Genomic DNA, 24185 nt, shown 5'->3' on the forward strand with positions numbered 1-24185 from the left:
AACATCGACTCCTTCGACCAGTGGGGCGTCGAGCTCGGCAAGGTCCTCGCCAAGCGCGTCGAACCCGCCCTCACCGAAGGCGCCGACGTCCCCGGCCTCGATCCCTCCACGGCCGCTCTCGTGGCCGCTTACCGCACTCTCCGAAAGTAGTGAACTGACAATGCAGCTCGGACTCATCGGTCTCGGCAAGATGGGCGGCAACATGCGCGAGCGGATACGCCGCGCCGGCCACACCGTCATCGGCTACGACCGCAACCCGGACCTCGCCGACGTGCACAGCCTCACCGAGCTCGTGGGCGCGCTCGAAGGCCCGCGCGTGGTCTGGGTGATGGTGCCGGCCGGCGCCGCCACCCAGACCGTCATCGACGAACTCGGTGATCTGCTGGAGGCCGGCGACACGGTCGTGGACGGCGGCAACTCCCGCTGGACCGACGACGAGAAGCACGCGCGGGAGCTGGCCGCCAAGGGCATCGGCTTCGTCGACGCGGGAGTCTCGGGCGGGGTGTGGGGCCTGGACAACGGCTACGCGCTGATGGTCGGCGGCGACGCCGAGAACATAGCGAAGGTGCGGCCGGTCTTCGACGCGCTCAAGCCGGAGGGCGACTTCGGCTTCGTGCACGCCGGCAAGGTGGGCGCGGGGCACTTCTCCAAGATGGTCCACAACGGCATCGAGTACGCCATGATGCAGGCCTACGCCGAGGGCTGGGAGCTCCTGGAGAAGGTCGACTCGGTCACCGACGTGCGCGAGGTGTTCCGCTCCTGGCAGGAGGGCACCGTCATCCGCTCCTGGCTGCTCGACCTCGCGGTCAACGCCCTGGACGACGACGAGCACCTGGACAAGCTGCGCGGCTTCGCGCAGGACTCCGGCGAGGGCCGCTGGACCGTCGAGGCGGCCATCGACCACGCGGTGCCGCTGCCCGCGATCACGGCCTCCCTCTTCGCGCGTTTCGCCTCCCGCCAGGACGACTCGCCGCAGATGAAGATGATCTCGGCGCTGCGCAACCAGTTCGGCGGCCACGCCGTCGAGTCGGCGAAGTAGCCGAGGTCATGGGCGACCTCGTCCTGGTCCGTCACGGCGAGACCGAGTGGAGCCTGACGGGCCGGCACACCAGCCGGACCGATCTGCCGCTGACCGGACACGGGGAGGAGCAGGCCAGGTCCCTGGTCCCGTTCTTCGCCGGGCGCTCCTTCGCCCGGGTCCTCACCAGCCCGCTCGGCCGCGCGGTGCGGACGGCCGGGCTCGCGGGCCTGTCCGGCGCCCGGATCGACCCCGATCTGCGCGAGTGGGACTACGGCGGCTACGAGGGGATCACCACCCGCGACATCCACCGGACCCGGCCCGGCTGGGTGCTCTGGGAGGACGGGGTGCCGCCCGGCCCGGACGGCACCCCCGGTGAGTCGCCCAGCGAGGTGGGGGCGCGCGCCGACCGGGTGCTCACCCGGGTGGACGCCGCGCTGCGCGAGCACTCCGGTGATGTCGTGCTGGTGGCGCACGCGCACTTCCTGCGCGTGCTCACCGCGCGGCGGCTGGGGCTGCCGCCCGGGTCGGGGCGGCTGTTCCGGCTGGCGACCGGGACGGTGAGCCGGCTCTCCACCGAGCACGGCGATCCGGTGATCGCGACCTGGAACGAGCGGGGAACTTCCGCGGCGGTCCACTAGTTCCCACGGTGCCGCAGCAACCGGGTGTCCGGTCCGCCCGTCGGGCGGACCGGACACCTGACTACGTATGGAGTTCTCATGGCCCTGTGGGACCGCGTCAAGGAATCCGCGTCGACGATGCAGACCCAGCTCATGGCGAAGAAGAACGACCTCAAAAGCGGCGCCTTCCGCGACGCGAGCATGGCGATGTGCGCGCTCGTCGCCGCGGCGGACGGCTCGATCGACCCGTCCGAGCGACAGCGGGTGGCCCAGCTCATCGCCACGAACGAAGTGCTCCAGAACTTCGACGCCACGGACCTCCAGCGCCGCTTCGACGAGAACCTGAACAAGCTGACGGCCGACTTCGCCTTCGGCAAGGTCAGCGTTCTCCAGGAGATCGCCAAGGCTAAGAAGAAGCCCGCCGAGGCCCGCGCCGTCATCCAGATCGGCATCGTCATCGGCGGCGCGGACGGCGACTTCGACAAGACCGAGCAGGCCGTCGTCCGCGAGGCGTGCTTCACCCTCGACCTGCCGCCCCACGAGTTCGACCTGTAGACACCCGCTGCGCGAGAAACGGGCCCGGCCGCGCCGCCTCCCCGACCCGCTGCCCTCCGGCCGGGCGGGCGGGTGGGGACGGCGGCCGGGATCCGTCGGTCCTCTCCCGGTTCCCGAGTCGTCCCCGTCCGGCGGCACTCCCGACAGCGGCGGGCGTGTTCCACCGTGCCGCCCGGTCAGCGTCCGGCGCCTCCCGCCGCGCGCTGTGCCGCGAGGCGCACGGGGGCGTTCGGCGCTCCGTAGCCCTGGTATCCGCCGTCGCGCTGGACGAGTTCGAAGAAGACGCGGCCGACGCTCTCCGTGTAGCAGTGCCGGAACTCCCCTCCCCCGTCCCGGTCGTAGAGGATGCCGAACGCGCGGTACGCCGCGAGTTCCTCGTCGCCGAGTCCGTAGCGCGCGGCCAGGTCGTCGTAGTAGTTGGCCGATATCGCCAGCAGTCGGCCGCCCGCCGCGCGAAAGCGCCGGGCGGCCTCGATCACGTCGTCGGTGGCGAGGGCGATGTGCTGGGCCCGGGCACCGTCGTCCGAGGGCCCGGGCCCCACGCCCAGGGCGATCCGGACGCTTCCCTCGGCGTTGGTGACGGCGCGGCTGCGGTGCAGGCCGTACGGGTCGGCGACGTCGACGCTCTCCCCGCCGCTGAGCCCGAGCACCCCCCGGTGGAAGAGGGCGGCCTCGTCGAACTGGTGCCAGGGCTGGGTGAGCGCCAGGTGGTCGATCCGGGTCACGGAACCGGCGCCCGACCCCTGCTCGGGCCGCCCCGCGCCATCCTGCCCGGCCCGCTCCGGCGGCCCGGCGGGCGGGACCGGCTCGAAGTCTCCGGTCCAGTCGCGGGGTTCGGGGTGGCCGGGGTCACCGCCCTCTTCCGCCGGGGCCGGGAGTCCGGGAGCGGCGCAGAAGAAGAGTTCGGTGCCGTCGGGTGCGGCGACCGCGTCGAGGGGCGCGTCGGTGAGGGCCCGACGGCGCGGCAGGACGGGGGCGAGGAGGGATTCGGCCCGCAGCGCCGCGGCGGCCGGGTCGGGTGACTCCAGGCCGATGGCGGCGAGAGCGGTGCCGCCGTGCCGGACGGCCGGTCCGGTGTTGACCAGGACGCGGGCCTCGCCCTGCTGCCAGAGGTCCACCGGCTTTCCGCGGTGCCGGGCGCCTCGGCGGAAGCCCAGAGCGCCGAGGAGCCCGGTGACGGGGACGACGTCGGGTGTGACGAGTTCGGCGAAGGCCACGCCGGTGGGCACGACGGGGGCGGGCGGCGCCGCGAGCCCGGCCGCTTCCGGAAGGAGGGGCCGGGTCGCCTCCTGGAGGACCAGGAGGGAACGGCGGGCGTCGACGGCGGTCGGTCCCGCCTCGGCCTGCCGGAACACGTCGTTGAAGACCTCCAGGGACAGCGGCCCCCGGTAGCCGGCCCGCAGGACGTGGGCGAGCAGTCCGGCGAGGTCGAAGCCGCCCTGCCCGGGGAAGCAGCGGTAGTGCCGGCTCCACTGGAGCACGTCCATCGCCATCAGCGGGGCGTCGGCCAGCTGCAGGAAGAAGATCTTGTCCCCGGGGATGTCCTCGATCCCCTTGGGGTCCGATCCGCGCGCGAGGATGTGGAAGCTGTCGAGACAGGTGCCGAGCGCCGGGTGCCCCGCGGCCTCGACGATGCCCCAGGCGCGGTCGTACGTGTTCACGTGCCGGCCCCAGGCGAGCGCCTCGTACGCCACCTTGACGCCGAAGTCCTCGGCCAGTCCGGCCAGTCGGCTCAGCTGCTCCGCCGCGAGCGCGTCGTCGTCGACGGCGAGCGGCGAGACGCTGGAGCACACCAGCACGGTGCCGGCGCCGAGTCGGCGCATGAGCTCGAACTTGTGACGGGCCCGTCGCAGGCCGCGCGCGAACTCCGCCTCGGGGACCGCCTCGATGTCGCGCATCGGCTGGTAGAGGTCGATGCTCAGACCGAGGTCGGTGGTGCGGGCCCGGATCTCCTCGGGGGTGAGGGGGCTCGCGAGCAGGTCGTTCTCGAAGATCTCCACACCGTCGAACCCCGCCCGGGCCACTGCGGTGAGCTTCTCGGTCAGAGAGCCGCTGAGGGACACGGTGGCGATGGACGTACGCATGACGACGCTCCTTCGGTTCGCTTCATTTCGGTCGGGCCCCCGGGGCGGGCGGGCGTCGGCGGCGATACGGGTACCTCGCGCCCCCGACGGACGTGCGGAGACGCGGGGTGCCGGCGGAGGTACGGGACGGCCCGCGCCGCCGACGGACGTACGCAGGGACGCGGCGGCGACGGAGGTGCGGAGCGGCGCGAGAGGCATCCGCCGACCCGGTGCCCGCCCGCCCGGCCGGGCGGCGAGGTCTCCCGACACACACCGCGCTCGTCTCGGGGCACCCCTGCGCCGGAGCCCGGGGCCGGCTCAGCTCCGGGCCCCCGCCGCGCCCGCCAGACCGGCGATGTCCGCGAGCATCCGTGCCGGGTCGGGTTCCCGGCCGGTGAACAGCCGGAAGGCGTCCGCCGCCTGGAACGCGGCCATGCCTCCTCCGTCGAGGGTGGCGCAGCCGACGGCGCGGGCGGTGCGCAGCAACGCGGTCTCCAGCGGCCGGTAGACCACCTCGGCCACCCACAGCCCGGGACGCAGCAGCCCGGCCGGGAAGGGGAGTCCGGGGTGCGCGGCCATGCCCGTGGGCGTGGCGTGCACGACGCCGTCCGCGCGGGCGAGCAGGGCCCCGAGGGCCTCCGGGGTCGCGGCGGCGGCCCGGCCCTCGCCGAAGTGGCGGTCCAGGGCGGCGGCGAGGGAGACGGCGCGGTCGGGCATCGCGTCGACGAGGGTGATGTGCCCGGCGCCGAGGGTGAGTACCGCGTGGGCGACGGCCGCCCCGGCGCCGCCCGCGCCGAGCTGGACGACCCGTTCCAGGGACACGTCGGACAGCCCGCGCGCGAAGGAGGCCGCGAAGCCGGTGACGTCCGTGTTGTGCCCGATCGCGCGGCCGTCCTCGAAGACGACGGTGTTGACCGCGCCGAGTGCCGCCGCCCCCGGGGAGAGGTCGTCGAGGTGCTCGATGACCAGCTGCTTGCAGGGGTGGGTGATGTTGAGCCCGTCGAAGCCGACGTCACGGGCGGCGCGGACGAGTTCGCCCACCGCCTCCGGCGGAGCCCCGAGGGTGTCGATGTCGATCAGCCGGTACAGACAGCGCAGTCCCTGCCGTTCGGCCTCGCGCTCGTGCAGCGCCGGGCTGAGGGAGGGACCGATTCCGGCGCCGATGAGGCCGACGAGATACGAGGTCTGGGACACGGCGGGCCTCCGGAGGCGTGAGGTCGGCGGCGGGTCGGCGGGCGGTGGCGGCCGACCGGCGACCGATTAATGTACTAACCGGTTCGTTAGTCATATCAAGTCGTCCGCATGAAGGGAAGGGCGGCACCCGGGCCGCCTCGCGTCGCCGTGCCCTGCTTCTAGAATCGCGGACACCGACCGCCTCGCCCGAAGGAACCCGATGACCAGCGCCGAAGAACCGGCACGACCCGGCGGCCGCACCCGCGACGCCGCCCGCACCCGGGCCGAGATCCTCGACGTGGCGACACAGGAGTTCTCCCGCGCCGGTTTCGCGGGTGCCAGGGTCGACGAGATCGCCGCCCGCACGAGCACCACCAAGCGGATGATCTACTACTACTTCGGCGGCAAGGAGCAGCTCTTCACCGCGGTCCTGGAGCGCGCGTACACGGTGATCCGGCAGGCCGAGCAGGAGCTGGACGTCGAGCACCTGGACCCGGTCGCGGCCATCCGCCGGCTCGCCGAGCTGACCTTCGACCACCACGAGGCGCACCCCGACTTCATCCGCCTGGTGAGCATCGAGAACATCCACGAGGCCGAACACATCGCCGCCTCCGAGGAACTGGGCCGCATCGGCTCACCCGCCCTCGACGTGATCGGCCGGATCCTGGCGACCGGCCGGAAGTCCGGTCTGTTCACCGCCGACGTCGACGCCGTCGACCTGCACGCGATGATCAGCGCCTTCTGCTTCTTCCGGGTCTCCAACCGGCACACGTTCGGCGCCCTGTTCGGCCGCGACCTGGTAGCGGCCGACCAGCGGGAGCACTACCGCGCCATGCTCGGGGACATGGTCATCGCCTATCTGACCGCGGACCGCACCGGCGACTGAGCGCGGCCGGCACGGCCCCCGGCCGCGGACCCCGGGGGCGACCGGCCGCGGGAATCCTTCGACGCACCCCCTTGACACCCGGGAAGCGCGGGCGCAGCATCCCTAGCCATCCACTACTAACTATCCAGTGGGTTAATTAGCCGCGCCACCGCCACCGTCGTCACCCCGACGCGCTCCCGGCGCGGCCGACCCGCACCCTCGGGGCCGGTATCCCTCCCCGTCCCCGCCGCACTCCCGTCCCCCGGAGTTCCCCCGAAGGAGCACGCCGTGTCCGACCCCGCCGTCCCGCTCGACGCGCCCGAGGGCCAGCCCAGGAAGGCGGCCATGGCCGCCTGGATCGGCAGCGCCCTGGAGTACTACGACTTCTTCATCTACGGCAGCGCCGCGGCCCTGATCTTCCCCAAGGTCTTCTTCGACGAGTCCGACCCGGCCACCGCGACGCTGCTGTCGCTCGCCACCTTCGGCGTCGCCTACGCGGCCCGCCCCGTGGGCGCGCTCTTCCTGGGCCATTTCGGCGACCGGCTGGGCCGCAAGAAGATCATGGTTTTCACGCTGATCCTGATGGGGCTGTCGACGTTCCTCATCGGCTGCCTGCCGACCCGCGACCAGGTCGGGGGACTCGCCCCGGTCCTGTTGGTCGCCTGCCGCGTCCTCCAGGGCGTCTCCGCGGCCGGCGAACAGGCCAGCGCCAACTCGATGACGCTGGAGCACGCGCCCCCGAACCGGCGCGGCTACTTCACCAGCTTCACCCTCAGCGGCACCCAGGGCGGCCAGCTCCTCGCGACCCTCGTCTTCCTGGCGGTGGCTGCGCTGCCCGAGGACCAACTGCTCTCCTGGGGCTGGCGCGTGCCCTTCTGGGCGAGCCTCGCCGTCGCCGTGGTCGGCTACGTCATCCGCCGCACGCTCCAGGAGACTCCGGCCTTCACCCGGCAGGCCGCGACCGAGGGGATCGTCAAACTGCCCCTCGCCGTGCTCTTCCGCGAGCACTGGGCGGATGTGCTGCGGGTCGTCGCGGGCGCGCTCATCGCCTCGGTCAGCACGATCTTCACGGTGTGGGCGCTGGCCTACGGCACCAGTGACACGGTCGGCCTGTCCCGGACGCAGATGCTGTGGGTGGGGGCCCTGGCCAACCTGGTCGCGCTCGGCGCGATCCCCGCGTGGGCCACGCTCTCCGACCGCATCGGCCGCCGCCCGGTCTTTCTGATCGGCGCCGCGGGCAGCGCGGTCCTCATGTTCGCCTACCTGTGGGCCATCTCCACCGGCTCGTACCCCCTGGTGCTGCTCTTCGGCATCCTGGCGTTCGGTGTCGTCTACAGCGCGGCGAACGGTGTCTGGCCCGCCTTCTACGGCGAGATGTTCTCCACCCGCGTCCGGCTCTCCGGCATGGCGATCGGCACCCAGATCGGCTTCGCCGTGGCCGGGTTCGCCGTCACGTTCGCGGCGCGGATCGCCGGACCGGACGGCGACGACTGGTCCTCGGTGGCCCTGTTCACCGCGGCCCTGTGCGTGCCCCCGGTCCTCGCCGCGCTCACCGCCCGGGAGACGCACCAGGTGCCGAGCGAGCGGCTCGGCGGGGACGCGGCCGCCGACGCGGCACGGCGCGAGGCCGTCACCGCCTGACCCGCCGCGGGCGCGTCCACCGAGGCCCGCAACCCTTTCCGAGTCCCCGAGCGGCCCGAGCCGCTCGGGGACTCGCGGCCGTCCGGGTCCTGGGCGGGCCGGTCTCAGCGTCCGGGAATCCCGTACGCCCGCTCCACGCGCAGCCGCAGGACTAGCCGGCGGTCGCGGACCATCGCGGCGCGGTAGTCCTCCCAGTCGGGGTGCTCGCCGAGGACGTCCCGGTAGACCCGGATGAGTTCCTCGACCGTCTCGTCGTACGGGTCCTCCGCCACCGGCGTCAGCTCGGCCGTGCCCTCGACGACCGTGTACGCCCACCGGTCCGCGCTGGTCACGTGGTAGGAGGCCCGGTCGTCCCGGCGCAGGTTGCGGGTCTTGGCGCGGTCGTCGGTGAGCGAGACGCGGACGATCCGCTCGTCGGGGTAGTAGAAGTGGCTGACGTTCGACAGCTGGGGCCGGCCGTCCTTCTTGAGGGTGACCAGGACTCCGCCCCTGTGCTCGGAGAGCAGCTTGAGCAGTGCGTCCTGCGTCACGCCGGGGGTCTCTTCGTTAGTCATGTCTGCACCAACGCTCCGCATCCCGCACGCCATTCCGCGCGGGCGGCCGCACCGGCGGGCCGCCCGCCCGCGCTCCCCGTCCCGGCACATACGAGTAGACAGTGTCTACCCACTCCTGGTAGACACTGTCTATGAGCGATGAGGACACCACCGGGCTGAGAACCCGTCTGATCGACGTCGGTGTCGACCTCGTGACGAGGGAGGGCGCGCAGGCACTGACCCTTCGGGAGATCGCCCGCCGGGCGGGGGTCTCCCACGGCGCCCCGCGCCGCTACTTCCCGACCCATCTGGAACTGCTGTCCGCCATCGCGCGCCGCGGCTTCCTCGACCTCCAGGCCCGGGCGGCGCGGGCGGCCGGGGACGACGGGGCCGACCCCCGCGCCCGCCTCACCGAACTGGCGGGGGTCTACCTGGACTTCGCGCTGTCCCAGCGCGGCATGTACGAGCTGATGTTCCGTCACGACCTGCTGGAAAGCGGCAGGCTGGGACTCCGCGAGACGAGCCTGCCGATGTTCGGGGCGCTGGTGGACCTGGTCGGCCGGGTGCGCCCGGACGCCGACGCCCGGATCGTGGCGGGCTCCCTGTGGGCGAACCTGCACGGCATCGCCCAGCTGTGGGGCTGGGGCAGCCTGAGACTCACGACGGGCGCCGACGACTTCGTACCGCTGCTGCGCGCGGCGCTCGACGCGCACCTCGGACCGGAGGAACGGTGAACACACCCGCCACGGGCGACGCCGCCGCCCGCCCCTCACGCGCCGCCGTACACCGGTGGCTCACCCTGGCCGGCAGTGTCGTCGGAGCCGTGATCGTCGCCCTCGACGGCACGGTCCTCACGATCGCGCAGCCCACCCTGCAACGCGACCTGGGCGCCTCGTTCGCACAGGTCCAGTGGGCCGGCACCGGGTATCTCATCGCGGTGGCGGGTCTGTTGGTGTTCTCCGGCCGGCTCGGGGACCGGCTCGGACATCAACGGGTGTTCGCCTTCGGCATCCTGGGGTTCGGAGCGGTGTCCGCGAGCATCGCCCTCGCACCCGGGATCGGCTGGGTGATCGCGCTGCGGGTCGCGCAGGGGGTCTTCGGAGCGCTGCTGCAACCGGCCACCCTCGGGATGCTGCGCGCCGCGTACCCTCCCGACCGGCTCGGGATGCCCATCGCGCTGCGGACGAGCGCCATCGGACTCGCCGCGGCGGCCGGTCCGCTGCTCGGCGGCGCGCTGGTCAGCCACTTCGGCTGGCGGGCCGTCTTCCTCCTCAACGTCGTACCCACGCTGGTGATGGGAGTGGCGGCGCTCATCGTGCGAGCGCCCGCCGAGGCGGGGAGCGGGTCCGCCGGCCCCACCACCGCGGGTGACCTGGACCTGCCGGGCGCCTGTCTGCTGATGGTGGCGCTGGCCGCCCTGGTGCGGACGCTGGTCGCGGTGCCCGAGACGGGCTGGACCGGTGCGACGTTCGCCGGAACGGCCGTGGTGGCCGTCGCGGGTGCCGCGTTCGTACGCCGGGAGCGCCGCGCCGCGAACCCCCTGGTGCCCTCCGAGATCCTCGGCTCGGCGGCGGTCGGGGCGGCGCTCGGCATCCTGGTGGCCGCGTCCGCCGCGATGCTCGGCACCCTGTTCGCCGCCGCCTACTTCCTCCAGGGCCCACTGGGTCTCGACCCGCTGGAAACCAGCCTGTGGGCCCTGCCGGGCGGCGTCACCATGGTGCTCGGCGCCCCCGTCGCCGCCGTACTGCTGCGGAGATTCGGCCCGCGGCGCACCGCCCTGGCCGGCACGCTCGTCCTCACGCTCGGTGTCCTGCTGCTGTCCCGGCTCGACGAGTCGTCGGCGGCCCTGCCGGTCGGACTCGGCTTCCTGCTGCTGGGCGGCGGATTCGCCACGGTGATGGTGACCGCGACGGCGGTCGTCGTGCGGCACGCCCCGGTGGCGTCGGCCGGGGTGGCCGGCGGCCTGCAGCAGACGGCGATGAACATCGGGCCCGTCCTGGGGATCGCGGTCGCGGCCACGCTGATGGCGGCGGCTCCCGGCGCCGCCGTCGGCCTTCCGCTGACCACGCTCGCGGCGTTCTCCGCGACGGGCGTCCTGCTCGCGCTGCGGCTTCCGGGGCATAAGAACACGGTGGGCGCCGCCCAGGAGAGCCCGGAGGACGTCTCACCCGCGCGTACGGGACGATGAGGGACACGAGCCGCAGCTCGGAGGAGAGCCATGGGACGTCTGCGACAGGAAGTCGAGCCGGGATCGGTCGGCCTCGACGCCGGGGCACTGGACCGGCTCGACCGGCACTTCGCCCGGCTGGTCGACGAGGGCCGGCTGCCCGGTCACCTGGTCGCCGTCTCCCGGCACGGCCGCGTCGCCCACCTCACCACGTACGGCAGCCGTGACCGTGCGGCCGGGCTGCCGGTGGAGAGCGACACGCTGTGGCGGATCTACTCGATGACCAAACCGGTCACCTCGGTCGCCGCGCTGATGCTCGTCGAGGAGGGCCGCCTCGGACTGGACGACCGCCTGGCGGACTTCCTTCCCGCCTTCGCGGAACCACGGGTGTACGTCGACGGGGCGGGGCCGGACACGAGGACCCGGCCGGCAGGACAGCCCATCCTGATCCGCCACCTGCTGACCCACACGGCGGGCCTGACCTTCGGCTTCTACCACGCGCACCCCGTGGACCAGCTCTACCGGGACGCCGGCCTGGAGTCGTCGGTGGCACCCGGCGCGGACCTGGCCGGGACCTGTGAGGCGTACGCCCGGCTGCCGCTCCAGTTCGAGCCCGGCACCCGGTGGAACTACTCGGTCGCCACGAACGTCCTCGGCCGTGTCATCGAGGTGGTGTCCGGCCGGGATCTCGACGACTTCGTCCAGGAGCGGATCCTGCGCCCGCTCGGGATGACGGACGCCGGTTTCCAGGTCACGGACGAACAGGTCGGCAGACTGGCCGAGTTGTACGGGGAGGACGGCGAGGGAGGGATCGTCCCGATCGCCGGTCTCCCGCTGCGCGGCCGGCCCCGGTTCCTGTCCGGCAGTGGTGGGATGGTCGCGACCGCTCACGACTACCACCGCTTCATGGAGATGCTCCGGCGGCGCGGTGAACTCGACGGGGCCCGGCTGCTCCGCCCCGCGACCGTGGACCTGATGGTCACCAACCACCTGCCCGGCAACGCCGACCGCCTCGCCTTCGGCAGCGCCGTCCACCGGGAACCCGGCAACGCGGGACTCGGTTTCGGCCTCGGCGTGTCCGTCGTGGTGGATCCGGCCCGCACCCAAGCGCCGTCTAGCGAGGGCGCGTTCGGCTGGAGCGGAGTGGCCACCACGACGTTCTGGGTCGACCCCCGGCGCGACCTGACCGTGCAGTTCCTGAGCCAACTCCGCCCGACGGCCTCCCACTCGGTGTTCCCCGAGCTCAAGCGGCTGGTGCACGAGGCCGTACGGTCCCCTCGGTGACCACGAGGCCGCCCCCGTCGGGACGGCACCCTTGTCGCGGCCGTACCGTCCCTTCCGCCGCGTGGGCGCGGGCCCGGAATCCCGCCGGGCGGATCCACGGTGCCGTCACCGGGCGCGGTGACGGCCGCGCGGCACCGCGGGGGTCACCCCGGCGGTGTCCGGCGGCCGTGTCACCCGCTCACGCGAGAGGAACCACGGGCGGAGGTATCCCCGGTCATTCCTCGGTGACGGCGGTCTTCGCCGACTCGCACAGGATCGCCTTCGCCCATTCGTCGCCGTCCAGGTGGGGCAGGTGGTGGTCGAGACGCTCCCGCTTGGTCATCAGGTAGGTGAGGTTGTCCTCGCACGGCGGTATCAGCAGCGGCACCTGCTCGGCGACCTTGATGCCGTGGCGCACCAGGGCCTCGCGCTTGCGCGGGTTGTTCGACAGCAGCCGTACGGACCGTACGCCGAGGTCGTGCAGCATCTCCGCCGCCACCCGGTAGTCGCGGGCGTCGACCGGCAGCCCGAGGGCGAGGTTCGCCTCGACGGTGTCGAGGCCCTCCGCCTGGAGCTTCATCGCCTTCAGCTTGGCGAGCAGGCCGATGCCCCGGCCCTCGTGGCCCCGGAGGTAGACGAGGACGCCGCGGCCCTCGGCCACGATGGCCCGCAGCGCGGCGGTGAGCTGGGGGCCGCACTCGCAGTGCTGCGACCGGAACGCGTCGCCGGTGAGGCATTCGGAATGCAGCCGGGTGAGCACGTCCCCTTCCCGGACGGCATCCAAGTCGCCGTAGACCAGGACGACTTGTTCTTCGCCCCGGTCGTGGTCGAAGAAGCCGACGGCGTGGAAATCGCCGAACTCGGTGGGCAGTGGGGCAATCACGACTCGTTCGACACCTGTGAGGTGGGCATTCCCGCCGAGTACGCCAAAGTTATCTGTCATGATCTGGTTCCTAAGCAGAGTCGAAAGGGCCGTGAAAAACATGAGTGGTTCGGGAACGCGCGCGACGGCGTCCGGTGTACTGCCGCTGGACACCACCAAGGACGTCCGTGAGCGGGGGGCCGGTGTCGCCCGTCAGGTCGCCGTCCTTCCCGTCGGCAGCCTCGAACAGCACGGCGCCCACCTGCCGTTGACGACCGACACCCTCGTGGCCTGCGCCATCGCGCGAGAGATCGCGGACGCCTATCCGGTGCATCTCCTTCCTCCGGTGACGATCTCCTGCTCGCACGAGCACGCCGACTGGCCGGGCACCGTGAGCATCTCCGCCGTCACCCTGTACGCGGTCGTCCGGGACATCGCCGCTTCCTTGCGCCGCTCGGGTGTCGACACCCTGGTGGTGGTCAACGGACACGGCGGAAATTACGTACTGGGCAATGTAGTGCAGGAATCCGCCGGAACGGGCACGCGCATGGCACTTTTTCCCGCGATGGAGGACTGGGAAGGCGCTTGCGAACGGGCCGGTGTGCAGACGTCGTTGCTCACCGATATGCACGCGGGAGAAATCGAGACGTCCATTCTCCTGCACGCCCATCCGGAATACGTCAAAGACGGTTATGAGGCCTCCGATTTCGTCGCCGACGACCGTCGTCATCTGCTTACCCTCGGCATGGCGGCCTATACCGAGTCCGGGGTCATCGGCCGTCCCTCGATGGCCCGCGCCGAGAAGGGGAAGGAACTCCTCGCCGGGCTGACCGAGTCGTTCGGCGCGTACTTCTCGCTCGTGACGTCCGAGACGCTGCACTGATCACGCCCTCCCGCGCTCTCCTCGCCGGGGCGCCGGAACGCGGCACCCCAGCGGACGACCAGGACCACGGCGCCGGGCAGGCTCGCCGCGAAGCTGAGGACTCCGTAGATCACCGCGACCGTGAGGCCCATGCCGGCGCCGAGCCCGGCGGCGCCGAACGCCCACGCGGTGACGCCCTCGCGGGGGCCCCAGCCTCCGACGTTCAGCGGCAGCCCCATGGCCAGCAGGGCGAGCAGCGCCAGCGGTACCAACTGGGCGACGGGAGCGGCCGATCCGGCGGCGCGGGCCGCGAGGACGAACATCGCCAGATGACCGGCGAGCACCAGCACCGACGAGATCGTCACTCCGGGCCAGCTGCCACGGGCCAGCAGGGCGCCGCGGGCCTCGGCGAGCGCGTCACGGAGTGCCCGGTACCGGGGGGAGGCGGAGGGGGTCCGGCCGCGGACCCGGCGGACGGCGCCCACGGTCACCACGGCGCCCACCGAGACGATCGCGAGGATCAGCGCGAACTCGCGGGCGTCGGCGAGCACCGGTGACGGCCGGGTGAGCAGCACCACCGCGCCGACGGCGGCCAGCACGGCCTGTCCCGCAGTGCGTTCGAGCACCACGGCGCGCACCCCCCGGCCGACGTCACCGGCGCTCTGCCCGTGCCGGACGGCCCGGTGCACATCGCCGAGGACCCCGCCGGGCAGCGCGGCGTTCAGGAACAGCGCGCGGTAGTAGTCCGCTACGGCCGCGCCCAGCGGGAGCCGGATGCGCAGTTCGCGCGCGACCAGGCACCAGCGCCAGGCGCTGAACACCGTGGTGAGCAGCCCGATCCCGATCGCCGCCCACAGGGTCGTGCCGTCGATCCGCCGCAGGCCGTCCAGGAACACCCCGGTACCCAGCCGCCAGAGCAGCACACCGAGGATGACGACGCCGGCGACGGTGCCGAAGTGGGTACGCAGCCGACGGTCACCCAGCCGGGCCCGCAGGCCCGTCCGCTTCGCGTCGGCGGCGGAACCCCCGGGGGCCCCGGCCGGGTCGGAACCCGGCTCGGCGCCCTCGGGGACGGAGACGGACGGTGGGGGGACGTCCGTACCGGGTCCGGCCGCCGCACCCGACTCGGTGCGGACCGGCGGCCGGCTCGTGTTCAGGTGCGGGCCGTCGAGATCCGGGGCCGTGACCGCAGCGGCCACGTCCACCGTCTCCAGGCCCGCGCTCACACCGCACCCCCGGCCGGATGCGGCAGGGCCAGCAGGTCGCTGTGGTGGACGACCACCCGCAACTCGCCCGCGGCGCACGCCTCGAGGCGCGCGTCCAGGTACGCCTGCGCGCGTTCCGCCAGCTCGGGGCTCTGCTCCACCGCCGCGCCGACCCAGCCGCGCAGCCACTCCGCGGTGAGATCGGCCGTCGCGGGGCCGAGCCGCCAGGGGCTCGGGTGCACCCGTACGGTCGCGCCGTGGCGGCCGAACGCCTCGCAGGCGGCCGTGATGGCCTCCGGGCCGAGCAGTTCGCCGCGCCGCTGGTGGGCGTCGAACGCGTCGGCGATCTCGGCGTCCATCGGGTCGGCCGGGGTGAGCTCGACGCGTCCGACGACGGACAGCGTCAGCAGGGCCGGCACCCCGGCACCGGCGCAGGCCTCCGCGAGCCGCTCGATCTCCTCGCTCGTGAGCACGTCGAGCAGCGCCGACGCGGTCACCAGCGCGGCGCCGGCCAGCGCGTCCGGGGTCAGCCGGCCGATGTCACCGCGCTGGGTGGTGACGCCGACGTGGCTGCCGTCGGCGGCCGCCCTGGGCGCTCCGACACTGGCGAAGTGCAGCAGGTACGGGTCCCGGTCGTGCAGCACCCAGTGCTGGGCGCCGTCGAGCCGAGGCGCCAGCCAGCGGCCCATGGAGCCGGTCCCGCACCCCAGGTCGTGGATGACCAGGTCGCCGCCGCGCACCGGCCGGTTGGCCAGCCGTATCCGCAGCGGGTCGAGCAGTTCGACGGCGCGCGCGGCGGCGTCGGCGGGTTCACGCAGCTGGAGCCACTGGGGCGCGAAGCGCGGCACCTCGTCGGTGTCCGGGTTCCCGACTCGCTGAACGGGCACGCCCGCCCTCACCTTCTCCTCGGGGAAGCCGGAGTCCGGCCCGCTCGCGGGGGTCGTCGCGGTACTCACGCCGCCCTCCGGGGTTCCTGGGGCAGCCGGCCGAGCACGCCGGCCAGGCTGCGCGCCGTGGTCGCCCAGCCGTCGAGCGCGGCGCGCCGTCCGCGGGCGGCGGCCTTCAGCCGTCGGCGTACGTCGGCCTCGCCGAACCAGCCGCGCAGCTCGGCGGCCAGCGCGGCGGGGTCCTCCGGCGGTACGAGGATGCCGGGCACCCCGCCGTCGGGGGCGCGTCCGACCGCCTCGGGCAGTCCGCCGACGTCCGTGGCGAGCACCGGGATGCCGCGGGCCAGGGCCTCGGTGACGGCCATGCCGTACGTCTCCGCGTAGGAGGTGAGGACCATGAGGTCGGCGGCCGCGTAACTGGCGTCGAGTTCGGCGCCGGCCTGCGGTCCCGCGAGGTGCAGCCGGTCACCGAGGCCGTGCTTCTCGATCAGGGCGCGCAGCTGGGCGACGTAGGCCGGGTCCTGGGCGAGTCCGCCGACGCAGACGCAGCTCCAGGGCAGGTCGGTGACGGTCGCGAGGGCCTCGATGAGCCGGTGCTGCCCCTTGCGGGGCGTCACCGCGGCGACGCACAGCAGCCGGGAGACGCCGTCGGTGCCGGAGGCGAGGGGCGCGATGTCGGCACCGGGCGTGGCGACGTGGACGCGGTCGGGGGCGAGGCCGTGGTGGGCGACGAGCCGGCGGACGGCCCATTCGCTGGTGGCCACGACCGCCGACACGGCCCGCAGGGTCGTCCGTTCCAGGGCGTCCAGCTCCGCGGCGACGGCGGGCTCGAGCCCGGTCTCGTCGCCGAGCGGCAGGTGTACGAGGACGACCAGACGCAGCCGGTCGGCCTCGGGGGCGATGATCTCGGGGACCCCACAGGCGACGATGCCGTCGAGGAGGACGACCGTGCCGTCGGGCAGGTCGGCCAGCGTCCTGGCGAGTTCCGCCCGGGCGGCGGCGGTGGGGCGGGGCCACTCACCGGGAACGACGTGCCGGTGGACCTGCCAGCCGAAGCCGGGAAGATCCAGGCAGAGCCGGCGGTCGTAGGCGTTGCCGCCGCTCGGCGCGGCCGGGTCGTCGACACCGCCCGGCATGACGAAGTGCACGGAGCGCAGGGACATGGGGATGATCTCGGCGTTCTTGAGAGCCGTGTGCTGCACGGGGACGTAGCTCAGCGCACCCGGGGCGGCGGTCGCGGCGGCCTGGCCGGACAGCGGTGATGCCTGGTCGAGGGTCACGTCGGTCACAGCTCACGCTCATAACTCGCCCAGGCGATGTGCGACTCGTGCAGGGTGACGGTGAGGCCGGTGAGGCCGTGCGCGCCTTCGCCGAGCGCTCCGGCCCGAATACGGTCCGCGAGTCTGTCGGCGATGACCTTCGCCAGGAACTCGGTCGAGGTGTTGGTGTCCTTGAAGTCCGGCTCGCTGTCGAGATTGCGATAGTTCAACTCGCTGACGACTGCGCCGAGCTCCTGCGTGGCCAGTCCGATGTCGACGACGATGTTGTCGTCGTCGAGCTCGGGGCGGCGGAAGGTTGCGTCCACCAGGAACGTCGCCCCGTGCAGGCGCTGCGCGGGTCCGAAGACCTCGCCACGGAAGCTGTGGGCGATCATCAGGTGATCGCGGACGGTGATGCTGAACAACGGACGACCCTCCAGGTGCGGTGCGTCTGATCCTCTGCCGGGATCACGTTGGGTAGTACGGCTGCCCGGTTCACCTTGTTCAGCCGCTTGTCGGCCTTTCTTCGGAGTCCGTAGAGGTCAGGCCGGTTCTCGTCGGCTCAAACGTCGTCGTAGGCGACGCGGTGGCACAGGGCGGGTATCGATCCGGAGGCGAGTTCCCCCATCACGTCGGGGAGTTCCCCGAAGGCGCTCTCGCCCGTGATCAGGGCGTCGAAGGCCGGTTCGGCGAGGAGGTCGAGGGCCAGCGCGAGACGGTCGGCGTAGGTCCTGCCGGGCCGGCCCGAGGGCGATACGGAACCCACCTGGCTGCTGCGCAGGGTCAGCCGGCGGGAGTGGAAGGCCTCGCCGAGCGGCAGGCCGACCCGGCGGTCGCCGTACCAGCTCAGCTCGATGACGGTGCCTTCCCGGGCGAGCAGGTCCAGGGAGCGGTTGAGGCCGGCCTCGGTGGCGCTGGCGTGCACGACGAGGTCGAGCTCACCGGTGGCGTCCTCGGGGAGCGCGAAGTCGACGCCGAGCGCCCGGGCGACGGCGCCGCGGGCCGGGTCGGCGTCGACGAGCTGGACCCGTACCCCGGGGAAGCGGGCGAGCAGCGCGGCGACCGAGCAGCCGACCATGCCGCCGCCGACCACGGCGATCCGGTCGCCGACGAGCGGGGCGGCGTCCCACAGGGCGTTCACCGCGGTCTCGACGGTGCCGGCGAGGACGGCGCGGGACGCGGGCACGGACTCGGGCACGACCGTCACGGCGCTCGCCGGGACGACGTAGCGCGTCTGGTGCGGGTAGAGGCAGAAGACCGTGCGCCCGAGCAGGTGCGCCGGCCCTTCCTCCACTCGCCCGACACTCAGATAGCCGTACTTCACGGGCGCGGGGAAGTCCCCGTCCTGGAACGGCGCGCGCATCGCCGCGTGCTGGTTCTCCGGCACTTTCCCGTGGAACACGAGCGTCTCGGTGCCCCTGCTCACGCCGGAGTAGAGCGTGCGTACGAGCACCTCCCCCTCCGCGGGCGCGGGCAGGGTGACGTCCCGGATCTCACCGAGGCCCGGTGCCGTGAGCCAGAAGGCTCGAGCTGTGAGTTCCATGAGCGTCCCCCTGAACGATTGAGCAGATCTTCACGTACGGACCAGTGACAAGCCGCGCACTGTACGCGGCGTTGATCGAATCTGTCATACGGCCGGAGGATGTGCGGTGGCCCTGAACGACATGTACGGCGCGAGGCTTCCCCAGCAGGAGACCATGGTGGGAGCCGGCGTGCAGCTCCTGCTGCTGGCCCTGCTGGGCTCGGCGATCGGGATGGGGCCCGCGGGCTGGCTGACCGGCGTGGTCTTCGCGATCGCCACCTGGGCGGTGCTGACCCGCGCCCTGCGGCGCACGCGGCCCCGCTCCTTCGGGCCCGCCAACCGCGTCACGCTCGGCCGCTCGATCCTGGTGGGCGGCGTCACCGCCCTGGTCGCGGACTCCTTCGAGAGTTCGCCGCCGGCGAGTCTGCTGGTCGGTCTGACGGCGGTGGCCCTGATCCTCGACGGCGTCGACGGCAAGGTCGCCCGGCGGACCGGCACCTCCTCCGCGCTGGGCGCGCGCTTCGACATGGAGGTGGACGCGTTCCTCATCCTCGTGCTGAGCGTGTACGTCGGGATGGCGCTCGGTCCGTGGGTGCTGCTGATCGGCACGATGCGGTACGTGTTCGTCGCGGCGGCCCGGGTGCTGCCGTGGCTGAACGGCGAACTGCCGCCGAGCATGGCGCGCAAGACGGTGGCCGCCCTGCAGGGCGTCATCCTGCTGGTCGCGGGCTCCGGGCTGCTGCCGTACGAAGTGGCCATGGCGGCCGTGCTGTCGGCCCTCGCGCTCCTGGTGTGGTCGTTCGGCCGCGACATCGCGTGGCTGTGGCGGCAGAGCGTGTCCGCTCCCGTCGAGCCGGTCCGCGCGGAGGAGCTGCCGCGCGAACTGGTCGGCGTGGCCTCGGCCCCGGCGCGTTCCGAGGGCTGAGGGCCCGCGCGGGGCGGCATCGGGCACAGGACGTGCGTCGCGCGGGGGACTTGAGACGGCTCACAGGAACCGAGACGCCCGACGGGACTTGGGACGGCTGACGGGGACGTACGGGCGGTGACACCCGGGGCGTGAACGGCGGCGCTCCGGCGCGGGCGGCGAAATCGGACCTTCGTCCGACATTCGCGCTCCGTCGCGACCGGGAACGAACATCAACTGGCTAGACTACGCACCCTCGTGCACGTGATCGCGCCACGCGCGAGCAAAGCCGTTCCCGAAGGGTCTCGACGCTTGATAGCCATCGAAGATGTCAGCAAGCGATACGCCGACGGCACGGTGGCCGTCGATCGCCTGTCCCTCCAGATACCTGACCACTCCATCACCGTTCTCGTCGGACCTTCGGGCTGCGGCAAGACCACCACGCTCCGCATGATCAACCGCATGATCGAGCCGAGCAGCGGCACGATCCGGGTCGACGGCGAGGACATCCGGAACCGGCCGGTCAACTCCCTTCGGCGTTCCATGGGTTACGTCATCCAGAACGCGGGGCTCTTCCAGCACCGGACGATCCTCGACAACATCGCCACGGTGCCCCGGCTGCTCGGCTGGTCCAAGCAGAAGGCCCGGGAGCGCGCGGCGGAACTGATGGAACGGGTCGGTCTCGACCCCGCCATGGCCCGCCGCTACCCGTACCAGCTCTCCGGCGGTCAGCAGCAACGCGTGGGTGTGGCACGCGCGTTGGCCGCCGACCCGCCGATTCTGCTGATGGACGAGCCGTTCTCCGCGGTCGACCCGGTCGTACGCCGGGGTCTCCAGGAGGAGTTGCTCCGCATCCAGGGTGAACTGGGCAAGGCCATCGTCTTCGTCACCCACGACATGGACGAGGCGATCACGGTCGGGGACCGCATCGCGGTGCTGCGCACCGGTGGCAAGCTCGCCCAGTTCGCGGCCCCGGACGAGATCCTGTCGTCGCCCGCCGATTCCTTCGTGGAGCGGTTCCTCGGCGCCGACCGGGGCATCCGCGGTCTGTCGTTCCTGTCCACCGAGGGCCTCGAGCTCGACCGCTCCCGGGTCTTCCCCGTCGGCTCCGACCGGCAGGAGATCGCCGGACGCGACCCGGAAGGGGCGCCCGTGCTGGTGACCGACGCCGACGGCAAGCCGCTCGGCTGGGCCGACCCCGGGACCTGGGACGCCGAGGTCGCGACGCTCGAACCGTACGGAGAGACCTTCGAGGTGGGCCGGGACTCGCTGCGGGTCGCCCTGGACCGGGCCGTGCTCTCGCCGACCGGTCTGGCCGTCGCGGTCGACGCCACCGGGCGGGTGCTCGGGATCGCCGGGCAGGAGACGATCGCCGCCGCGATCCGGTCCGACCGGCGACGACGGGCCGCGGACGCCGGGCAGGACACCTCGCCGGCGAAGGCGCTGCGATGAACGGGTACTTCGACATCCCGAGCGACCTCCAGCACAGCTACGGCGGTCTCATCGCCGTCCACCTCCAGGAGGCGCTGGTCCCGGTACTGGTCGGGCTGCTGCTGGCGTTGCCGATCGGACTGCTGTGCGTCCACTTCGAATGGCTCTACCCGCCGTTGCTGTGGACCTCCACGGTGCTCTACGCCGTCCCGTCGATCGCCTTCTTCGTGGTGCTCATCGACTACACCGGTCTGACCCAGCTGACCGTGATGATCCCGCTGTGCCTGTACAGCCTGGTCGTGCTCGTACCGGCGGTGGTCGACGGCATCCGCTCGGTCCCCGAGGAGACGAACGCCGCCGCCTCGGCCATGGGCATCGGCCTCGCGCGCCGCTACCTCCAGGTCCAACTGCCCATAGCCGTACCGGCGATCACCGCCGGACTACGGGTGGCCGTCGCCTCCAGCATCAGCCTGGTGAGCGTCGGCGCGCTCATCGGCAACCAGGGCGGACTCGGCAACCTGCTGACCACCGCGCAGTTGTACCACCGCCCCCGGCTGGCCGTGACGTCGGTGGTCACCACCGCCCTCCTCGCGATCGTGATCGACGCCCTGCTGGTCCTGCTGCGGCGGGTCCTCACCCCCTGGGAGCCGCCGTCCGCCCGCGCGGCACACGGCTCCGGGGCCACGACCGCGGCCCCCTCGGCCCGCACTCCGGACGGTGTGTCGTGAACGTGCTCGAGTTCATGCGGTCCTTCTTCGCGGACGGCGCCCACTGGCACGGCCGCGACGGCATCCCGCAACGCCTGTGGGAACACCTCCAGTACACCGGCGGGGCCCTCGCGATCGCCGCGGCCATCGGTCTGCCGGTCGGCCTGATCACCGGCCACACCGGGCGCGGCGGCAACGCGCTCGCCTTCATATCCACCGGTGCCCGCGCCCTGCCGACCTTCGGACTGCTGGTCCTGATGTTCGTCTGGCTGGGGCTGGGCATCACGCCGGTGATGATCCCGCTCGTGGTGCTGGCGGTCCCCCCGATCCTCATCACCACCTACGAGGCGATCCGCACCGTGGATCCCTCCCCCGTCGACGCCGCCCGCGGCATGGGCATGCCGGAACCGCTGATCCTCTTCCAGGTCGAGGTCCCGGCCGCGCTCCCGCTGATCCTCAGCGGACTGCGCTCGGCGACGATCCAGATCGCCTCGACGGCGACGATCGCCGCGTACGTGGCCCTCGGCGGGGTGGGCCGGTACATCCTGGACGGTCTGTACCAGCACGACTACGAGAAGGTGGTCGGTGGTGCGGCCCTCACGGCCGTCCTCGCCCTGTTCGTCCTCGTGCTGTTCTGGGCGGTGGGCAAGCTGGCGGTCTCCCCCGGGGTGGCCCGGCGGCGGGCGGCCTAGACCCTGTCGTCACCGTCCCGCCTGCCCCGTTCTCGCCGTCCGGGACCCGCCCGTTCACAAGGAGGTCACCTTCCACTCCCAGGGTTTGTCGGAGATCTGCTGGAGCAGCCGTCCGAAGGCAGCGCCGTCGTAGAGCAGACCGTTGTACTCCATGGGGATCCGCTTGTCGTTGATCACGGCGGTGGGTGTCCCGGGGCCTCCGGGTTCCTTCGCTCCGCCGGCCTTCTCATAGGCCTTCTCGGAGGCGGTGACGAAAGAGCGGTACTTCATGCCCTTCACGGCCGCGCTGAACTCCGGTCCCCCCAGGCCCTCCACCTGGCCGGCCAGTTCCAGCAGATACGCGTCGGTGTAGCCGTCGACGCTCTCCTCGGGCTGGTTGGCGAAGAGCACCTCGTGGTACTCGACGAACCTGCCCTCCTCCAGCGCGGCGCGCAGGGCGTTGACCGCCCTCTTCGACCCGCCGCCGCCCAGACGGTCGTCCAAGAAGGAGGCCATCGTGTACTCGCCCCTGGCCCGGCGGTCGAGCATCATCTCCCGAAGCTTCGGAGAACCGCCGGTCGTCTCGAAATCCTCGCAGTACGGACAGCGCGGGTCCTCGTACAGGTGCACGGTCGTCCTCGCGCCCGGATCGCCCACAAGAATGGTGGTGCCGTCCTTCGCGAGCTTCTCGGGCAGCTTCTCCACACTCTCGAACGCGGGCTTGTCCTGCTCCGCCTGCAGCCCGCACCCGGCCTGCATCAGCACCGCGGCCGCGCACAGCACGGCCGCCCGTCTCCCACGCACCATGCGTATTCCCTCCCCATGAACAGCGCGACCATAGATCATCAGCGCGAAGAAGGCACCTGGTTTCCAGGGAGAGCCGGTTGGGACAGGGAACGCTTCCTGACCTGGCGTGCTCGTCGGTCCGCCGAGACGGCCCCGGGCCGTCCCCGTCTCAGCTCTGGGCCCTGGCCAGGGCGTGTTCGAGGACGACGAGCAGCGCGTCCCGCACCGAGCCCCGTTCGCGCGCGTCGAACACGGTCAGCGGCACGTGGTCGGCGACGTCGAGGGCCCACCGGACGTCGTCCAGGTCGTGGTCGAGCTTCCCGTCGAAGGCGTTGACGGCCACCGCGAACGGGATGCCGCGGTGCTCGAAGTAGTCGACGGCCGCGTAGCAGTCGTCGAGCCGTCGGGTGTCGACGATGACGAGACCGCCGAGCGCCCCCTCCACGAGGTCGTCCCACATGAACCCGAACCGCTCCTGGCCGGGGGTGCCGAACAGGTAGAGCTTCAGGGTCGGGTCGAGGGTGACGCAGCCGAAGTCCATGGCGACGGTCGTCGTCACCTTCTCCGGGGTGTGGGTGAGGTCGTCGACGCCCGCGGCGACCGAGGTGATGGACGCCTCGGTGGTCAGCGGCTCGATCTCGGAGATGGCGCCCACCGTGGTGGTCTTGCCCACGCCGAAGCCGCCCGCGATCACCATCTTCACCGGCAACGGCGGCCGGGGCGGCTCGCCGTCAGCCTCCACGGACCGCGCCCCGGGAGTCGGGGATAGCTCGAAGACCATCGATAACCCTTCGCAGAACAGTGACATCACGGTTGGAGCGGGCCTGCGGTGCGTACAGGGCCAGTTGACCGTCGGCGCGCAGATCGTCGGCGAGCACCCGGATCACGTTCAGGTGCATCCGGAGTTTCGCCGCGATCTCCGCGAGCGACTGCGGCTCGCGACAGACCGTGATGATGTCGCGGTGCTGGTCGAAGGCGAACGCGTCGAGTGCCGCCAGTCCCACGTTCGTCGCCACCACCTGGGTCTCGATGGGGATCGGCGGTACGAGACTGTCGCCGCCGGCGATCCGGCCCGCGGTCAGCAGGAACGGCCGGACGACCGAGGCGGGGCGTTCCCTTCCCCACTCGGCGTTCCCGCCGGCCAATGGCTCACCGGACGTCATCACGTCCTCCCCCTTCAGCTCGCGGGGC

Annotated in this window: 25 protein-coding genes and 1 pseudogene; 14 read left to right on the forward strand and 12 right to left on the reverse strand. The window is 72.4% G+C overall.

The window, feature by feature from the left end; genetic code table 11:
- The 4 genes from ACFYW7_RS14165 to ACFYW7_RS14180 form a co-directional block, all read left to right on the forward strand.
- On the forward strand, window positions 1-150 hold a 150-nt coding region (locus ACFYW7_RS14165), incomplete at its 5' end, for a hypothetical protein (RefSeq protein WP_389502688.1).
- Between the two features lie 10 nt (window positions 151-160).
- The gene (gene gnd / locus ACFYW7_RS14170) at window positions 161-1039 is read left to right on the forward strand and encodes a phosphogluconate dehydrogenase (NAD(+)-dependent, decarboxylating) (protein ID WP_389501695.1); all 879 of its coding nucleotides are present in this window, start codon (window positions 161-163) and stop codon (window positions 1037-1039) included.
- An 8-nt stretch (window positions 1040-1047) separates the two neighbouring features.
- The gene (locus ACFYW7_RS14175) at window positions 1048-1659 is read left to right on the forward strand and encodes a histidine phosphatase family protein (protein ID WP_389501697.1); all 612 of its coding nucleotides are present in this window, start codon (window positions 1048-1050) and stop codon (window positions 1657-1659) included.
- Between the two features lie 78 nt (window positions 1660-1737).
- Window positions 1738-2193: a tellurite resistance TerB family protein gene (locus ACFYW7_RS14180; protein WP_389501699.1), complete on the forward strand. Its 456-nt coding sequence runs from the start codon at window positions 1738-1740 to the stop codon at window positions 2191-2193.
- A gap of 176 nt (window positions 2194-2369) precedes the next feature.
- Here the strand turns inward: ACFYW7_RS14180 and ACFYW7_RS14185 are convergent, their stop codons facing one another.
- Window positions 2370-4277 (reverse strand): bifunctional sugar phosphate isomerase/epimerase/4-hydroxyphenylpyruvate dioxygenase family protein, encoded by a 1908-nt coding sequence (locus ACFYW7_RS14185; protein ID WP_389501701.1) that lies wholly within the window; start codon window positions 4275-4277, stop codon window positions 2370-2372.
- Between the two features lie 297 nt (window positions 4278-4574).
- Entirely contained in the window at window positions 4575-5450 is an 876-nt protein-coding gene (locus ACFYW7_RS14190) for a shikimate dehydrogenase (protein WP_389501703.1), read from the reverse strand.
- A gap of 199 nt (window positions 5451-5649) precedes the next feature.
- Here ACFYW7_RS14190 and ACFYW7_RS14195 point away from each other — a divergent pair, with 199 nt between their 5' ends.
- Together ACFYW7_RS14195 and ACFYW7_RS14200 are read left to right on the forward strand one after the other, a co-directional pair.
- Window positions 5650-6315 carry a TetR family transcriptional regulator gene (locus ACFYW7_RS14195; protein WP_389501705.1) on the forward strand — a complete coding sequence of 222 codons (666 nt, stop codon included), beginning with the start codon at window positions 5650-5652 and terminating at the stop codon, window positions 6313-6315.
- Window positions 6316-6639: 324 nt separating this feature from the next.
- Window positions 6640-7935 carry an MFS transporter gene (locus ACFYW7_RS14200; protein ID WP_389502690.1) on the forward strand — a complete coding sequence of 432 codons (1296 nt, stop codon included), beginning with the start codon at window positions 6640-6642 and terminating at the stop codon, window positions 7933-7935.
- Between the two features lie 104 nt (window positions 7936-8039).
- Here ACFYW7_RS14200 and ACFYW7_RS14205 read toward each other — a convergent pair whose 3' ends face one another.
- Window positions 8040-8489, reverse strand: a complete 450-nt coding sequence (locus ACFYW7_RS14205) for a PPOX class F420-dependent oxidoreductase (protein ID WP_389501708.1) — start codon at window positions 8487-8489, stop codon at window positions 8040-8042.
- Window positions 8490-8620: 131 nt separating this feature from the next.
- Here ACFYW7_RS14205 and ACFYW7_RS14210 point away from each other — a divergent pair, with 131 nt between their 5' ends.
- Genes ACFYW7_RS14210 through ACFYW7_RS14220 form a run of 3 tightly spaced genes read left to right on the forward strand, consistent with a single transcriptional unit; the run spans window position 8621 to window position 11919 of the window.
- On the forward strand, window positions 8621-9202 hold the full coding sequence (locus ACFYW7_RS14210) for a TetR/AcrR family transcriptional regulator (RefSeq protein ID WP_389501710.1): 582 nt from the start codon (window positions 8621-8623) through the stop codon (window positions 9200-9202).
- Entirely contained in the window at window positions 9199-10656 is a 1458-nt protein-coding gene (locus tag ACFYW7_RS14215) for an MFS transporter (RefSeq protein ID WP_389501713.1), read from the forward strand. Before ACFYW7_RS14210 ends, ACFYW7_RS14215 begins: the two co-directional genes overlap by 4 nt.
- 30 nt (window positions 10657-10686) lie before the next feature.
- A complete protein-coding gene (locus ACFYW7_RS14220; protein ID WP_389501715.1) occupies window positions 10687-11919 on the forward strand; it encodes a serine hydrolase domain-containing protein in 1233 nt (410 codons plus the stop codon).
- 214 nt (window positions 11920-12133) lie between these two features.
- Here ACFYW7_RS14220 and ribA read toward each other — a convergent pair whose 3' ends face one another.
- Complete coding sequence (gene ribA, locus ACFYW7_RS14225) at window positions 12134-12841, reverse strand: GTP cyclohydrolase II (RefSeq protein WP_389501717.1); 708 nt, start codon at window positions 12839-12841, stop codon at window positions 12134-12136.
- A gap of 40 nt (window positions 12842-12881) precedes the next feature.
- On the opposite strand from ribA, the gene ACFYW7_RS14230 reads away from it, so the two are divergent.
- The gene (locus ACFYW7_RS14230; protein WP_389501719.1) at window positions 12882-13643 is read left to right on the forward strand and encodes a creatininase family protein; all 762 of its coding nucleotides are present in this window, start codon (window positions 12882-12884) and stop codon (window positions 13641-13643) included.
- A gap of 89 nt (window positions 13644-13732) precedes the next feature.
- Here the strand turns inward: ACFYW7_RS14230 and ACFYW7_RS14235 are convergent.
- The 5 genes and pseudogenes from ACFYW7_RS14235 to ACFYW7_RS14255 all read right to left on the reverse strand — a co-directional run.
- Window positions 13733-14926, reverse strand: a pseudogene (locus ACFYW7_RS14235) (lysylphosphatidylglycerol synthase domain-containing protein); the annotation flags it as partial.
- Entirely contained in the window at window positions 14845-15783 is a 939-nt protein-coding gene (locus tag ACFYW7_RS14240) for a class I SAM-dependent methyltransferase (protein WP_389501721.1), read from the reverse strand. The gene ACFYW7_RS14240 and the pseudogene ACFYW7_RS14235, both read right to left, overlap by 82 nt.
- Window positions 15780-17003, reverse strand: coding sequence for a glycosyltransferase family 4 protein (locus ACFYW7_RS14245; protein WP_389501723.1), 1224 nt, complete (start codon window positions 17001-17003; stop codon window positions 15780-15782). The genes ACFYW7_RS14240 and ACFYW7_RS14245 overlap by 4 nt, the downstream gene beginning before the upstream one ends.
- A complete protein-coding gene (locus ACFYW7_RS14250) occupies window positions 17000-17398 on the reverse strand; it encodes a 6-pyruvoyl tetrahydropterin synthase family protein (RefSeq protein WP_389501726.1) in 399 nt (132 codons plus the stop codon). The genes ACFYW7_RS14245 and ACFYW7_RS14250 overlap by 4 nt, the downstream gene beginning before the upstream one ends.
- A gap of 137 nt (window positions 17399-17535) precedes the next feature.
- Window positions 17536-18516 carry a zinc-binding alcohol dehydrogenase gene (locus tag ACFYW7_RS14255; protein ID WP_389501728.1) on the reverse strand — a complete coding sequence of 327 codons (981 nt, stop codon included), beginning with the start codon at window positions 18514-18516 and terminating at the stop codon, window positions 17536-17538.
- A gap of 106 nt (window positions 18517-18622) precedes the next feature.
- On the opposite strand from ACFYW7_RS14255, the gene ACFYW7_RS14260 reads away from it, so the two are divergent.
- The 4 genes from ACFYW7_RS14260 (at window position 18623) to ACFYW7_RS14275 (ending at window position 22229) form a co-directional block, all read left to right on the forward strand.
- Window positions 18623-19420 (forward strand): CDP-alcohol phosphatidyltransferase family protein, encoded by a 798-nt coding sequence (locus ACFYW7_RS14260; RefSeq protein ID WP_389501730.1) that lies wholly within the window; start codon window positions 18623-18625, stop codon window positions 19418-19420.
- Between the two features lie 291 nt (window positions 19421-19711).
- Window positions 19712-20851, forward strand: a complete 1140-nt coding sequence (locus ACFYW7_RS14265) for an ABC transporter ATP-binding protein (RefSeq protein ID WP_389501732.1) — start codon at window positions 19712-19714, stop codon at window positions 20849-20851.
- Window positions 20848-21558, forward strand: coding sequence for an ABC transporter permease (locus ACFYW7_RS14270; RefSeq protein WP_389501735.1), 711 nt, complete (start codon window positions 20848-20850; stop codon window positions 21556-21558). The genes ACFYW7_RS14265 and ACFYW7_RS14270 overlap by 4 nt, the downstream gene beginning before the upstream one ends.
- The gene (locus ACFYW7_RS14275) at window positions 21555-22229 is read left to right on the forward strand and encodes an ABC transporter permease (protein ID WP_389501739.1); all 675 of its coding nucleotides are present in this window, start codon (window positions 21555-21557) and stop codon (window positions 22227-22229) included. Before ACFYW7_RS14270 ends, ACFYW7_RS14275 begins: the two co-directional genes overlap by 4 nt.
- A 54-nt stretch (window positions 22230-22283) precedes the next feature.
- On the opposite strand, the gene ACFYW7_RS14280 is transcribed toward ACFYW7_RS14275, so the two are convergent.
- The 3 genes from ACFYW7_RS14280 to ACFYW7_RS14290 form a co-directional block, all read right to left on the reverse strand.
- The gene (locus ACFYW7_RS14280; RefSeq protein WP_389501742.1) at window positions 22284-23015 is read right to left on the reverse strand and encodes a DsbA family protein; all 732 of its coding nucleotides are present in this window, start codon (window positions 23013-23015) and stop codon (window positions 22284-22286) included.
- Between the two features lie 148 nt (window positions 23016-23163).
- Window positions 23164-23775, reverse strand: coding sequence for an ATP/GTP-binding protein (locus ACFYW7_RS14285; RefSeq protein WP_389501744.1), 612 nt, complete (start codon window positions 23773-23775; stop codon window positions 23164-23166).
- Window positions 23726-24157 (reverse strand): DUF742 domain-containing protein, encoded by a 432-nt coding sequence (locus tag ACFYW7_RS14290; protein WP_389501746.1) that lies wholly within the window; start codon window positions 24155-24157, stop codon window positions 23726-23728. Before ACFYW7_RS14290 ends, ACFYW7_RS14285 begins: the two co-directional genes overlap by 50 nt.
- Window positions 24158-24185 lie beyond the last annotated feature (28 nt).

Origin of the sequence: Streptomyces sp. NPDC002580 (genome assembly GCF_042889485.1) — a bacterium.
In the GTDB taxonomy this organism is placed as follows: Bacteria; Actinomycetota; Actinomycetes; order Streptomycetales; family Streptomycetaceae; genus Streptomyces.

Bases quoted from the DNA above. Each gene is read 5' to 3' on its own strand.
- gnd (WP_389501695.1), top strand. From the start codon at position 161: ATGCAGCTCGGACTCATCGGTCTCGGCAAGATGGGCGGCAACATGCGC.
- ACFYW7_RS14175 (WP_389501697.1), top strand. From the start codon at position 1,048: ATGGGCGACCTCGTCCTGGTCCGTCACGGCGAGACCGAGTGGAGCCTG.
- ACFYW7_RS14180 (WP_389501699.1), top strand. From the start codon at position 1,738: ATGGCCCTGTGGGACCGCGTCAAGGAATCCGCGTCGACGATGCAGACC.
- ACFYW7_RS14185 (WP_389501701.1), bottom strand. From the start codon at position 4,277: ATGCGTACGTCCATCGCCACCGTGTCCCTCAGCGGCTCTCTGACCGAG.
- ACFYW7_RS14195 (WP_389501705.1), top strand. From the start codon at position 5,650: ATGACCAGCGCCGAAGAACCGGCACGACCCGGCGGCCGCACCCGCGAC.
- ACFYW7_RS14200 (WP_389502690.1), top strand. From the start codon at position 6,640: ATGGCCGCCTGGATCGGCAGCGCCCTGGAGTACTACGACTTCTTCATC.
- ACFYW7_RS14205 (WP_389501708.1), bottom strand. From the start codon at position 8,489: ATGACTAACGAAGAGACCCCCGGCGTGACGCAGGACGCACTGCTCAAG.
- ACFYW7_RS14210 (WP_389501710.1), top strand. From the start codon at position 8,621: ATGAGCGATGAGGACACCACCGGGCTGAGAACCCGTCTGATCGACGTC.
- ACFYW7_RS14220 (WP_389501715.1), top strand. From the start codon at position 10,687: ATGGGACGTCTGCGACAGGAAGTCGAGCCGGGATCGGTCGGCCTCGAC.
- ribA (WP_389501717.1), bottom strand. From the start codon at position 12,841: ATGACAGATAACTTTGGCGTACTCGGCGGGAATGCCCACCTCACAGGT.
- ACFYW7_RS14230 (WP_389501719.1), top strand. From the start codon at position 12,882: ATGAGTGGTTCGGGAACGCGCGCGACGGCGTCCGGTGTACTGCCGCTG.
- ACFYW7_RS14255 (WP_389501728.1), bottom strand. From the start codon at position 18,516: ATGGAACTCACAGCTCGAGCCTTCTGGCTCACGGCACCGGGCCTCGGT.
- ACFYW7_RS14270 (WP_389501735.1), top strand. From the start codon at position 20,848: ATGAACGGGTACTTCGACATCCCGAGCGACCTCCAGCACAGCTACGGC.
- ACFYW7_RS14280 (WP_389501742.1), bottom strand. From the start codon at position 23,015: ATGGTGCGTGGGAGACGGGCGGCCGTGCTGTGCGCGGCCGCGGTGCTG.
- ACFYW7_RS14285 (WP_389501744.1), bottom strand. From the start codon at position 23,775: ATGGTCTTCGAGCTATCCCCGACTCCCGGGGCGCGGTCCGTGGAGGCT.
- ACFYW7_RS14290 (WP_389501746.1), bottom strand. From the start codon at position 24,157: ATGACGTCCGGTGAGCCATTGGCCGGCGGGAACGCCGAGTGGGGAAGG.